Below are 12,142 nucleotides of genomic sequence, written 5' to 3' on the forward strand. Positions count from 1 at the left end.
CGCCCAGGCCGGCTGGGCGCCCGCGGCCGCCCGCGCGCCGGCGCCCAGCCCACACGGCAGCGGCCCAGGCGCCGGCCGCCAATGCCGCGAACAACCCGAAACGCGGGGCGAACAGTGATCCGCGGATCCCGGCGAGCGGATGCCCGGCGTCGCCGGACGGGCCGGTCACGACGGCGAACAGCGCCGCTCCACCCATATACACCGCGAGCCGGCGCGCCCAGCTGAACGCCGCGCCGGTACGCGGCCACCCGACGATCATGCCGCCCTGCGCCGGTGTTCACCGAGCAGGCCCGAGGGCCTGACCAGAAGGACGCCCACCAACACGAGAAAGGCAATCACATCCCGGTAGGACGCCTGGAACACATAACCGCCATAACTCTCGACCAGACCAAGGAGCAGACCTCCCACCACCGCGCCACGGACGTTGCCGATACCACCGAGCACGGCGGCGGTAAATGCCTTGACACCCGGAACAAACCCCATCGTATAGGAGGCGTTGAACGTCATCGCGTAAAGGAATCCACCGGCGCCCGCGAGCAGGCCCCCGAGCACAAAAGTGGCGACGATCACCCGTTCGACGTCGACACCCATCAGACGCGCGGTGTCCGCGTCCTGGGCCGTCGCCCGGATCGCCTGGCCCAGCCGGGTGACCGCGACCACCCGGTCCACCACGACGAGCATCACGACCGCCACGCCGAATATGATCACTGTCTGCACAGAGACCGCGGCGCCGAGGACCCGCCCGACGGTCCCGTTGGTGAACAGGTCCGGGACGGGCACGCTCTGGCGGCCGAACTCCTTCCCGGCCAGGTTGGCCGCGAACAGCGAGGCTCCGATGGCGCTGATGAGGTAGGCCAGCCGCGGCGCGCCACGGCGGCGCAGCGGCCGGTAGGCACCGCGCTCCAGAGCGAACGCGGCCAAGCCGCCGGACGCGGCCCCGGCACCGAGCCCGACCGTTACCAGCGCGACGGACGTGAGCCCTGACGGCGTTGCCCCGCCCGCGGGCAGCAGCGCCCGAGCCGCGAACAGCCCGCCGAAGGCACCGAGCATGAAGACCTCGCTGTGGGCGAAGTTGATGAGCGTGAGCACCCCGTAGACGAGGGTGTAGCCAAGAGCTATGACCGCGTACAGGGAACCGATGGTCAGGCCGTCAACCGTCAGCTGCCCGAACTCGTGCGCGAAGCTCATGCTGATGTCCCCCGAATCGCCGGTGGTTCACCGAACCACTGCTGGTGCGCGGTGTCGCGGGCGGTCATGAACGCGGGTCAGGCTTTCATCAGCTCCGCGGTGGTCCCAAGCACTTCCCGCTTGCCAGCGCGGATCCGGTAGACGTAGACGGTCGAACCGGCGACCTCGCCGTTGGGCTGGAACACGATCCGCTTGGTGACTCCCTCGAAATCAACGGATGAGAAGGCCCGGACAACAGCCTCACGGCTGGCACCCGGCCCGAGCTTACGCAGGACCTCGATGACCGCGTTCGTCGCGTCATATGCCTCACCGGAGTAGGTGCCCGGCCGCGTACCGTTGTTCACCCGTTTGAAGTCGGCGACGAAGCCGGCGGCCTTCGGGTCGCTGTTGGCGTCGCCACATGGGCAGGTCAGATACGCGCCTTCCGCGCTCGCGGCACCCGCCTGGGTGACGAACTGGTCGTCGTTCGACCCGTCTCCGCTCATGATCGCCCCGGTGAAGCCCTTGGCCCGCAGCGCCTTGGTCAATAGGGCGAATTCCCCATAATAGCCGGAGTAGAATATCACGTCCGGCTGCTCGGAAATTATCTTCGTCGCCTCGGATGTGTAGTCCTTCGTCGGGTTGATGCCATCGCTCACGACATTCACCCCCTGCGCCGCCAGCTCTTTTTTCAACACCGTCGACAGCCCGGTGCCGTATTCGCTCTTGTCATCGAGGGAGAACACCTTCTTGGCCTTGAGAGCCTTTGCGACGTAATCCGCGGCGGCGGTGCCCTGTACGGTGTCGGGGGCAATCACGCGGAAAAAAGTCCCAAAACCCAGCGAGGTGAGCTGCGGGTTTGTCGCGGACGGGCTCACGGAGAGGAGTTTGGCCTGGCTGTAAAGCGGCTCGCTGGCTTTGGTCGCGCCCGAGAAGATCGGCCCGATGACAGCGATGACGCCCGAGTTGTCAATCAGCTTCTGGGCCGCGGTGGGCCCCTGCTCCGGGGTGCCCTGATCATCCGTCTGGACCAGCCGGAGAGTGAACGGGAGCCCGCCGCTGGTGTTGGCGCGATCGACCGCGGTTCGCAGGCCGTTGATCGCGTTGATGCCGAGCTGCGAGCTGTCGCCCGACAGCGGCCCCTGGAAGCCGATGATGTATTCGGGGCGCCCGCTTCCCGAGGAGCCTCCCCCGCACGCGCCGACGGTCAGCGCGATCGCAAGCAATCCAGCGGCTCCCGCCGCCATGGTCCGCCTCGCCATACCGTGTCCCTTCATCCATTTTAGTAAGACAATTCAGGCAAATCGTCATCAAGCATAACGCGAAGGATGCCAGCTCTCCCAACAGAAAGGTCATCCGACCGGTGCCGCGCACGACGGCCTCACGCCGCACCCACGCCACGCGGCCGCCGCCATCCACCGCGCCTGCTCTGCCCAGCTTGCTGGCCATACTGTCGGAAACGTAGTCGCTACGAGCAGCAACTGAAAGCTGAGAACGCCCGTGTCGTCACAGTTTTCCGGTTATGGCGTGTTACGGAAGTTGTCGGACGAAATCGTGGCGTGCGGCCGGATCGCCGGCCCGGCCGCCGGGTCGAGCCGCGCACGTTCGGGACGGCGCGGACGGCCCGGACGGCCCGGACGGCCCGGACCGCGCGGACCGCGCGGATTACGGCCGGCGCACCCGCAGCACCACGAACGCCCGGTTGCGCACCGCATAGATGGTCACGAGCGGCGCCACCGCGTCACCCCACGCATCAAAGCCGACCTCGCCGGTGGCCCCGACGAAGCGGCCCTGCCTCAGCGCGGCGATGACAGCGGCCCTGGCAGCGCCATTCACGCCGGGCCGGCCTGGCAGAACACTGCTGGCCGCCCGCAACAGCACACCGGCGGCGTCGTAGGCGTACGCGGCGACGGACGGAATCACATCGGCGGCCGCTGTCGGCGGGGGGACGGCAAGGCCCGGGTCACCGGTCACGGCCGAGCCGTCACCGCGGATGACGGCCGGCGGACCAGCCTCGGAGCCGAAGCCGGAGCCGGAGCCGAGCGCACGAGAGGTGGCCGAGACGGCCGGATCAGCGATGCGGGTGCCGGCGTCCCGGTTGCCGCGGCCACCCCATCGGTGCAGGTAGGCCGCGGCGAACGAGCCGGCCCGCGGCAGTTCGGAAAGCGGCGCGCCGAGATCGACGACTGTGTCTCCCTCAGCGGCGCCCTCCGCCCGCTCGGGATAACGAGGGTCGCCCAGCCCGTCGGAACCGAGAACAGCGACGGCCAGGCCCTGACCGGCCAGTTCGGTACGCAGCTGCGCGGCAAAGGCGAAGCCCGTCGCCACGTACAGCAGGTCCGGGGCTTCGGCACGTACCCTCTCGACTACCGAGGCCACCTCGGACTCGTCATCCAGGCTGCCGTGGACTTTGTGTATTCCCGTGACGGTGGCGCCCAGCTGGCGGGCGTCGGAGGCGAATCGCTGCGCGAGGGAGGTACCGAAGCCGGGGCCACCGTCCACCACCGTGATCCGGCGGCGGCCCATGGTCGTCACGGCGTACTCGGCGCTGGTCCAAGCCGCCAGGACGTCGGTGCCGCTCAGCCGGAAGTAACCTGGATACGGCCGGCTCCGGGCGGTGGCGCTGGTGGCTGCGGTCGCGTCCGCGAGGCCCGTGAGTTCAGGGCGGCTGTTGGACGGGGAGACCACGGCAATCCCGGCGGCGCTCAGCGTAGGCACAGCGACCATGGCGACCGTAGAGCTCAACGGCCCGACGACGCCGATCACCGTTTCGTCAGCGGCCAGTTCACCAGCTGCCCGGGCGCCTCCGTCCGGCCGGGACAGGTCGTCCTGAAGGCTCAGACGGATCTTCCAGCCGGGGATCGCCGCGTCCGCGTTTGCCTCGTCGACCGCGAGCCGCACGGCGTTGCGAACCGCGCCGCCCAGCGAGGCGAGATCTCCGGACAACGGAGCCATCAGCCCAAGCGTGGCCGTCCGCGGTTGCGGCCGCGACGGGCTACCAGCAGACGGTGCGGTGCTGAATTTTACCGCGTACGCCGCCCCGACCGCCCCCGCCGCAACGATCAGGGCGACCAGCGCGGCAACCAGCGCCCGCGTGGGCGGTACCCGGTGTCCCCGCCGGGTGGGCGGTGACCAGTCGATCACGCTCCGGGTATGGCCTCACCGGGCAATGCCTCGCCAGACAGGATGCCTTCGGCCACCGCGCGCATCGTGCGCCGCTGATTCATCGAGGTGCGCTGGATCCAGCGGAAGGCGTCCGGCTCGGTCATCGCGTGCTCGGTCTGCAGGACCCCCTTGGCCCGCTCAATGATCTTTCGAGCCTCCAGGCGGCCCTGTAGATCCTCGACCTCGGCCTCCAGGCTCACGATCTCGGTGAAGCGGCTCACAGCCATCTCGATCGTCGGCAGCAGGTCCTTCTTCTGGAACGGCTTGACGACGTAGGCCATCGCCCCGGCCTCACGGGCTCGTTCCACGAGCTCTCGCTGGCTGAACGCGGTCAGGATCACCACCGGCGCAATGCGTTCCTTGGCGATGTGCCCACCGGCCTCGATCCCGTCCATACGAGGCATCTTGACGTCGAGAATGACCAGGTCGGGCCGAAGCTTGGTGGCAAGGCTGACGGCCATCTCGCCGTCACCGGCCTCACCGACCACCTCGTAGCCCTCCTCCTGCAACATCTCACGAAGATCAAGACGGATCAGCGCCTCGTCCTCGGCGATCAGCACCCGGCGGGGGGTCGAGGATGGCTGGCTCATCGGGTCGGACTCCTGGGCTCGCAGGGCTAGGATGATGCCGTTGACCCGCCGTAACACCGGGGCGGTCGGTCGATCCGCACCTTACCCGGCTAGAGTCGTCAAGGAAGCGCTACCTGCATATCGGCCAGCCCGGTAGCTGGATAACCCAACAGCCGGTCACCCTCAGCACCTGATGATCATACAGTAAAAGCAGTATGCCCCTGTACTCCAACGGCAGAGAGACGGTGCTCAAACCACCGACAGTGTGGGTTCGAATCCCACCGGGGGCACAACGCAGAAGGTTGCGGGTGGGAGATCATGGTAGGTCTTCATCTTCGTCTCCTCGGTATGGCGCACCGCTTGCGGGTCGGATAGCGGGAGCACGACCGCCTCCGTGCTGGTGTCGGCGACGGCGCGGATCGTCTCGCCGGACAGGGTGATCCGACAGATTACGATCTTCGTCTCGTGGTTGTAGTGCATCTCCAGACGCAGCGCCTCGAACAGGCGCCGGGACAGCGGATCGGGAAGCTCAGCGAGGTCGACCGCGCTGACCGGTAGTTGACCCAGGAGAGCCGGGTTCGGCGCCTGGTGCACCTCCTCCTCAACCTCGGCGATCCGCCGTTCCAGCTGCCCGCGTTCGGCGAGCGGTTCGGCGCGGCGTTCGTTGATGTCCCGGATGAGCTCCGGGTCGGGCGGCTCGGCCACCTCCAGGCTGCGGATCAGCCGCTTCCTCTTGTTCTCGGTCTCGGCCAGCGCCTTGCGCAGGGCACCCAGCCGCCGGTCGCGTTCCCGCTGCCGGCCGGCGACGAGCCCGTTCAGCTGGGCACCGAGGAGATCACGCCGGTAGTGGCCGAAGACACGCTCCGCGAGGAAACCGCTGAGACCGGCAAGCAGCGCCTCCTCCCGGATCCAGAAACTGGAGATGGCTGGATGTCCCGGCGGGTTGTAGCCCTTCTTCGGCGAACACACGTAGTAAGGGGTGTCCCGGACGGACTTCCCCAGCATCCGCCGCCCACACAGCGCGCAGAACAGGTAGCTGCGCAGCCGGTACACCCGCCGGCTCTGCGGATGCCGGTTCACCCCCGACGCGGTACGCGACCGTTCCTGGCGCAGACCCACCTGCTGGGCCAGCACGAACGACTCCAGATCGACCAGCGCCTCATGCACCGGCACCGGTGACCACACCCACTCCCCCACCGGGTTGAGCCGGTTCTTCCCGTTGCCCTTGCGTGCCCGCCGGTTCCACACCATGTACCCGGTGTACTTCGGGTTGGTCACCACGTCCCGGACGTTGGAGTAGGTCCACCGCCCCACCGCCCGCCCCTCCCCGATCGGGACCGGCGGCGGGTTGCCCACCAGATCACGGTTGAGCCGGTCAGCGACACCCCTCGGCCCTCGCCTGCTCGACCAGACGCCGCGCGAGCTCCTCGTCGAGCACCGCAGCGTCGCTCTCGGCGCTGGCGGCTGCTGGTTCGCCCGCGATGGTCTCCGCTGCCGGATCTGTCGTCATGCTGGTCATCTGGCGCCTCCTCTACCTGCACCTATGCACAGAGTGCGACAGGAGAGTTACACCGTTGGTTTTACAGTCCCGCACGGTGCTCAGGCCGAGGAGTTCGCCAAGAAGGCCCAAGGGATGCCGTCCACCACCGTCGACCGCTTCATGCGGGGTCTTCCACGGTTGCCGTGGGGCTACTGTTCGACCACGCGGAGGGCCGGGTTTCCCGCAGGGCGGAAGGCGCGCCACGCGGCCTTGCCGGGCGGGTGGTAGAGCGTGAGCTTGGCGGCGTCGGTGCCGGTGAACGCGGTGGGATCCTGTGCCGGCGGCTGCGTGCCGAGGTACACGGCGCGCAGCGCCACGTTGTTCGTGAACACGTGCGGCCCGAGCTTGCGCAGGCCAGGCGCGTACACCGACAGCAGCTTGGGGTTGTTGGTGATGGAGTAGTGCCAGGCGGTGGTGAGCATCGGTGCCCAGACCTGTTGCAGGGTGGCGAAGCCGGTAATGGCGTTCTTGTCCAGCGTCTGCAGCTTCGGCAGGCGCAGGACCTTCACTCCGGTCCCCTGGGCCGCGTCGCCGTTGAGGTCGAAGCAGTTGATCCCCATGTATGTGAGGCTCGGCAGATGCACGGCGCGCAGCGCGTGTGTGTCGTTGAGCCCGTTTCGGCCGATCGATTCGAGGTTCGGGGCGGCGAAGTACTGCAACCGTGAAGTGTCGTCGAACGCGAAGTCGCCCACTGTCACCGCACGTGGCAGGTTCACCTTCAGCAGGTACTGGTTGCGTCGGAAGGCGTCCCTGCCGATGGTGATGGCGCTGGGCAGGTACACGACGGCGAGCCGCGCGTACGGGGCGTGACCGAAGGCCATCACGCCGACTGTGCGGGCGCCGCGCAGACTGACGCTGGCGAAGTTGTGGTTGCTGAAGGTGCCGTCCTTGACCTCGTCGAGGTCGTCGAGGACGAGATCCTTGACCCAGGTGTCCCACCAGCCGTTGTACCACAGGTAGGGCCAGTCGCCGCCTCGTGCGGTCTGGCCGGCGCAGGCCAGGCCCGAGGTGGGTGTGCACTCCCGGCCGCCTTGCAGCGAACGCAGGTTGTACACGTGCAGCCGGCGCAGGTTGGTCAGGTCGAGACCGCCGCTGGTTTCGGGCTTGTGCAGTGTCTGTAGTGCCGTCAGGTCCGTGTCGTTGAGGGCGGTGCCTCCGGTGAGGTAGAGGGCCAGCCCGCTGCCGCGGGCCAGCCGGTCGCGGATCTGCGCCAGCTGGCCTTTCAGCGGCGAGGCGGCAGCTTTCGACACGTCATACTGCACGGCGACGGTGCCGGCCGGGAGTGTGTGGTCGCCGGGCTTGGTCACCTGGTAGCGGTACGTCTCCGAACGGTTCAGGTCGGGGTCTCCGATGAAGACAGGATCGACGCCCGGATCGGCCCCAGGATCGGCGGCTTTCGGTGACGGGCTGCGTGACGGGGTCGCCGACCCGGAAGCAGAGGCGCCCGAGGTCGGCACCGCTGTGTCGGCAGCGGCGCCTGTCGGTGCGGTGCCGGTCGTGACGAAGCCCGGCACCTTCTCGCGCCGTCCGCTCAGTACGGCGGCGGTGACGGCGGCGACCCCGCCGGCGGCCGCGACACCTATCACCGCGACGGCGCGCCGCCTACTCAGCGCCATCCCCCTGGGCTGGGCGCGGAGGAGCGCTGCGTCGGTCGTGCTGCCGGAGCGGGCGCTCGCATTGTCGCCGCCCCCGCCGACAATGCCGCCGCCCGGTTGGCCGAGAACCTTCGCCGTCAATCCCGCGGGGACAGGCACGAGCATTGCGCCGACCAGCAGCCGCTCGGTCGGGACCAGTTCCGCGCACCAGCGGTCGCACTCCAGGCATTCCCGGGTGTGGCGGGCAAGGCGTTCGCGCCACAAGCTGCTCGGCCGACCCTCCCAGCCCAGAAGGAGTTCGTCGAGAACGGAGCACCGCGCTGTGGCGTGCAACGCGCGTATCATCGCTCGGGCAGCGTCGAGCTGGGCGCACATGCGGCGCACCCGGAGCGTAAGATCCGGCGTGCTCAACCGCAGCGCGTCGGCCAGCTCGCCGCAGGTGAACTGACCGGCCGACTCCAGCCACCACAGCGACAGCAACTCCACATCATCACCGTCAAGCCAGCGCGCCGCTTCCGCGAGCTCCCTGCGCTGCCCGGTCAGCTGCAGGCCGGCGATGGCGAGGTCCACGAAGTCGGCTCCCGGACCGGCGACATCGAGCAGCTCCGCGGTGTCGGCGGGGGCTCGCCACCGTCCGCGTACCTGCCGCATCGTGATCGCGATCAGCCATGGGTGGAACCGCTGCGCATCCCGCAGCCCGGGTAGACCACGGATGACCTGCAGCATCGTCTCCTGGACGACGTCATCGACATCGGCGTGGGCCGTCATCGCCCAGCCCACGATGTTGTAGACCAGCGGCAGGTACGCCTCGACCAACTGGTCGAGCGCGCGCTCATCCCCGGCAGCCGCCGCGGCGACCGTCACCTGCATCTCTCGCATTGCCCGTGCCACCCGACGCAGCATGCCATCGTGCTGAAGAGGAGATGCCCGGTGGTAGCGGGACATTACGAGAAGCTGGGCGGTGACGTATGGGATGTGTCGATTATCACACGCCGCCAATTCGCCCAGCCCAGCTCCGGGGTGAGCGGAGCCGACCGAGTGTCGAGACATCCATCGGCCCGCCGCATACACTCAGTTGTCTGACCGCCAAGGAGTGGCTCATGCCTCGGCTGTCCTGCGCCGAGCATGGTTCGAGTAGCGGAACAACACCCGCATTGTCCTGGCGACGGTATGAGTGAGCTCGCGGTCGCCCCACGCGAGATCGCCGACTGTGCTGGCCCGCGTGGACTGCCGCTGTTGGGTAATCCGCACCAGCTCGACCTGACCCGTCTCAGCGCGGTGCTGGAGGGCTGGGCCGACCAGTACGGCCCGCTGTACCGCATCCGCATGGGCCGTCGGGACGCGCTGGCGGTGGCCGATGTCGAGGCCGTCAACACAATGCTGCGCCAGCGCCCGGACGGGTACCGGCGGCGACCACTAAGCGCGATCCAGTCGGTACTGGCCGAGTTGGGTATCACTGGTGCGTTCTCCGCCGAGGGCGAGCAGTGGCGGCGGCTACGACGGCTGGCCATGCAGAGCCTGCACGCCGATTACCTGCGCAGGTACTTCGATACCGTGGCGCGGGTCACCACCCGGCTGCATGAGCGGTGGACCCGAGCCGCGGCCACCGCCACCGCCACCGATGTCGATGTCGATGTCGATGTCGATGTCCAACAGGACATGATGCGCTACGCAGTCGAACCGGACGAACGCCACGGACCCGGCGGCGAGCCGCTTCCCGCCGGTACCTCCCGTCGACGGCCAGGCAACCACCGACCTGCGGCGATCACGCTCTGTGGTGTCCGAAACATCAGGAATGATATGGGCGCGCTGAGGACGGGTAGCTTTGATGGCTATTCACCATAAATACGACTTTGAAAAAAGAGGCATCCAAAGGCATGTGTCGCCTTGACCGCTTGATTCCGCCTAGCTCTGCTGCGCGCAACGCGTCCCACAGATACTTTCGCGGATCAGGCCGCATACAGGGTTTCCCTGGTCCGCATCACCCGGTCACGGAAGTACGGATTACGGATAGCCGTGACGCTGACGACATCCACCGGGCGGCCGAGGAGCCGCTCAAGCCCTTCCTTCAGACCGAAGTACGACCCAAAATAGTCGAATCCCGGCCGGACATCGAACTCCACCAACACATCAACATCACTGGAGTCGAGGTCGAACGAGTCACCCACGGCCGAACCAAACAGATCGAGGCGGCGAATGCCAAGCGTCCGACACAAGGCCTCGATCTCCGGCCGACTCTCCTCGATCACCTCATGCACGGCCCACCTCCCAGTGCCATTCTGCCCGATCTGCGGCACGACCTCGCGAACGAGACCGTACCGCCGGGGCACGTGACCACGTACACGTACCGCCTATCACCCCTGCCCGGGGCTCCCTCGCGGTTCCGCGGCCCCATACACACAGGTCGCCGTGCCGTTACGACCAGATCGAGCGGGCCGCGATGCAGTGTGGATGCTGTACGAGCCTCCCCGGGGGCACGGACAGCATCCACGCGGTGAAGGTGCCGGGTGACTGTTCTACGGGGCGTGGGGGTGTCGGCGACTGTGTCGAGGTCACTGACTGGAATTCTGATCACCATCAGGATCTCTTAACTCTCGTGGCCGACATGGACGGCGAGCCGCGTGATCTCGTAGAGACGTCGCTGCAGCTCCTCCTTGACCTGGATTGCTGTAGTGAGCACGCTCCGGCGCACCGCGTGCCCTAACGTGACAGATCCATATCGTAGTATGGCTTCTAGCGACTGATCGCGACAGGCGACGGCGTCGATTGGCCCGGTCGAGCTCCGGGTGATCCGCTGCGAGATCACGGTGACCACCACCGCTGGCACCCGGCGCACCGAGCACTACCTGCTGGTCACGACCGCGGGCGGCCCGTCGGTCCCGGCCGCCGAACCGATCCGCCTCTACCATGATCAATTTAAGGTGGAGATGAGCCACCGGTGGTGCCCCTCAAGCCGTGGTCGTTTCTCATGTCTGGGTTCCTTCCTCGTATGGTCCTGTCCGCTCGGCGGGAAGTGCGCTCCAGCGGGCGCGGGTGTAGTAGCCGGGCGGGCGTCGCGGCGTTCGTGTAGCCGTCGCATCTCGGTGTCGTCGGCGACGACGACCCAGGACCTGCCGTCGGGGTGGCGCCGAGCGGTGATCCATCCCCGGTAGATCCAGGTATAGATGGTGGCGGTCGGCAATGGCACACCTCAGCCGAGGATAGGTCACCTACGAGCTGGACACTATCAACACCAAAAGTTGGCCAACAGAGTCAACGCCGGGGCCGTGCATCCCCCGCCGGGAGAGTTCGGCGACGCTCGTCACGTGCTGTATGTGTCGCGGGTAAGGGTGGATAGTGCCACTCGTAGATCGGCGTTAAGCTGGTTGCGTGCCGCGCTAATCGCGTGTTCCTTCTTCGTCCGCTCCGCGCCATACAGGTAGACGGGGCCGACCCGGAGACTCTCCTCCTCCCACCTGTAACGCGCGTGTACATGGCCGTGGAGATGCGGCCAGAGGTTCCCCAACACTTCGTAGGTGATTCGCAGAAAGTCTTCGTCGCGAGCCGCGCATACCTGAGCGACAGCCTCACCGAGAAGAGACAGGTCGAAAAGGAAGTCCATCCGTTCTGGGTGAGGAAGGTCTGTCAGATGGTTTGCCGATCCGGCGTAGACGAGCAGGCAGTAGCCGGGGAGATGCTGCGTGCTGCCCAGCACCGCCCATCCAGTGCGCATTCTATAGAGAACGTTGGGTTCCTCACCGCGTTCCAACGTGGTAAGCTATTCACCGCTCATATCCACGTATGGTGGTGCGGCAGGTGGAAGACCATGGCCGCTGGGGTGTCCGAGCGCACCGTCCTTCCCCCGGACGAGTCCCTCGACGACCTTGTCGCGTTCGTCGGGCGGATCAGCCGTACGGAGAACCACGCCGAACTGGTCGGACCCGACGGATCGCGCACCCTGCTTCCCCCAGCCGTCTACGAAGTGCTCCAGCATGTCGTGCTCGCGATGGCCCGCGGCCAAGCGGTCACCATCGCCCCGCACCACCAGCAGCTGACCGCCCAGGAGGCGGCCGACATCCTCGGCGTCTCCCGCCCGACCCTGGTCAGGATGCTCGACGAGGGGCGGA

At 67.4% G+C, this 12,142-nt stretch carries 11 protein-coding genes, 1 tRNA gene and 2 pseudogenes; 4 read left to right on the plus strand and 10 right to left on the minus strand.

Going from position 1 to position 12,142, the window contains the following annotated elements; genetic code table 11:
- The 5 genes and pseudogenes from MJ783_RS04065 to MJ783_RS04085 all read right to left on the minus strand — a co-directional run.
- A pseudogene (locus MJ783_RS04065) lies at positions 1 to 259 on the minus strand (hypothetical protein); the annotation flags it as partial.
- Positions 256 to 1,188 carry a branched-chain amino acid ABC transporter permease gene (locus MJ783_RS04070; protein ID WP_239308572.1) on the minus strand — a complete coding sequence of 311 codons (933 nt, stop codon included), beginning with the start codon at positions 1,186 to 1,188 and terminating at the stop codon, positions 256 to 258. The pseudogene MJ783_RS04065 and the gene MJ783_RS04070, both read right to left, overlap by 4 nt.
- Before the next feature lie 77 nt (positions 1,189 to 1,265).
- Positions 1,266 to 2,429 carry a branched-chain amino acid ABC transporter substrate-binding protein gene (locus MJ783_RS04075; protein WP_239308573.1) on the minus strand — a complete coding sequence of 388 codons (1,164 nt, stop codon included), beginning with the start codon at positions 2,427 to 2,429 and terminating at the stop codon, positions 1,266 to 1,268.
- Positions 2,430 to 2,832: 403 nt separating this feature from the next.
- The gene (locus MJ783_RS04080) at positions 2,833 to 4,311 is read right to left on the minus strand and encodes a branched-chain amino acid ABC transporter substrate-binding protein (protein ID WP_239308574.1); all 1,479 of its coding nucleotides are present in this window, start codon (positions 4,309 to 4,311) and stop codon (positions 2,833 to 2,835) included.
- On the minus strand, positions 4,308 to 4,922 hold the full coding sequence (locus tag MJ783_RS04085) for an ANTAR domain-containing response regulator (RefSeq protein ID WP_239308575.1): 615 nt from the start codon (positions 4,920 to 4,922) through the stop codon (positions 4,308 to 4,310). The genes MJ783_RS04080 and MJ783_RS04085 overlap by 4 nt, the downstream gene beginning before the upstream one ends.
- A 196-nt stretch (positions 4,923 to 5,118) precedes the next feature.
- Here MJ783_RS04085 and MJ783_RS04090 point away from each other — a divergent pair.
- Together MJ783_RS04090 and MJ783_RS04095 are read left to right on the plus strand one after the other, a co-directional pair.
- Positions 5,119 to 5,191 (plus strand) — tRNA-Leu (locus tag MJ783_RS04090).
- A 298-nt stretch (positions 5,192 to 5,489) separates the two neighbouring features.
- Positions 5,490 to 6,080, plus strand: coding sequence for a hypothetical protein (locus MJ783_RS04095; protein WP_239308576.1), 591 nt, complete (start codon positions 5,490 to 5,492; stop codon positions 6,078 to 6,080).
- Here MJ783_RS04095 and MJ783_RS23525 read toward each other — a convergent pair.
- The 3 genes and pseudogenes from MJ783_RS23525 to MJ783_RS04105 form a co-directional block, all read right to left on the minus strand.
- Positions 6,081 to 6,257 (minus strand): annotated as a pseudogene (locus tag MJ783_RS23525) (recombinase family protein); the annotation flags it as partial.
- Positions 6,258 to 6,276: 19 nt separating this feature from the next.
- Positions 6,277 to 6,420: a hypothetical protein gene (locus MJ783_RS04100; RefSeq protein WP_239308577.1), complete on the minus strand. Its 144-nt coding sequence runs from the start codon at positions 6,418 to 6,420 to the stop codon at positions 6,277 to 6,279.
- Positions 6,421 to 6,590: 170 nt separating this feature from the next.
- Complete coding sequence (locus MJ783_RS04105; RefSeq protein ID WP_239308578.1) at positions 6,591 to 8,915, minus strand: sigma factor; 2,325 nt, start codon at positions 8,913 to 8,915, stop codon at positions 6,591 to 6,593.
- A gap of 291 nt (positions 8,916 to 9,206) precedes the next feature.
- On the opposite strand from MJ783_RS04105, the gene MJ783_RS04110 reads away from it, so the two are divergent.
- The gene (locus MJ783_RS04110; protein WP_239308579.1) at positions 9,207 to 9,881 is read left to right on the plus strand and encodes a cytochrome P450; all 675 of its coding nucleotides are present in this window, start codon (positions 9,207 to 9,209) and stop codon (positions 9,879 to 9,881) included.
- A 104-nt stretch (positions 9,882 to 9,985) separates the two neighbouring features.
- On the opposite strand, the gene MJ783_RS04115 is transcribed toward MJ783_RS04110, so the two are convergent.
- The gene (locus MJ783_RS04115) at positions 9,986 to 10,294 is read right to left on the minus strand and encodes a nucleotidyltransferase family protein (RefSeq protein ID WP_239308580.1); all 309 of its coding nucleotides are present in this window, start codon (positions 10,292 to 10,294) and stop codon (positions 9,986 to 9,988) included.
- A gap of 1,043 nt (positions 10,295 to 11,337) precedes the next feature.
- On the minus strand, positions 11,338 to 11,784 hold the full coding sequence (locus MJ783_RS04120) for an HIT family protein (protein WP_370651436.1): 447 nt from the start codon (positions 11,782 to 11,784) through the stop codon (positions 11,338 to 11,340).
- A 57-nt stretch (positions 11,785 to 11,841) separates the two neighbouring features.
- Here MJ783_RS04120 and MJ783_RS04125 point away from each other — a divergent pair.
- Positions 11,842 to 12,142: helix-turn-helix domain-containing protein (locus MJ783_RS04125; RefSeq protein WP_239308582.1), on the plus strand; the 301-nt coding region annotated here is incomplete at its 3' end.

This window comes from Protofrankia sp. Cj3, from assembly GCF_917627355.1.
Taxonomy (GTDB): domain Bacteria; phylum Actinomycetota; class Actinomycetes; order Frankiales; family Frankiaceae; genus Protofrankia.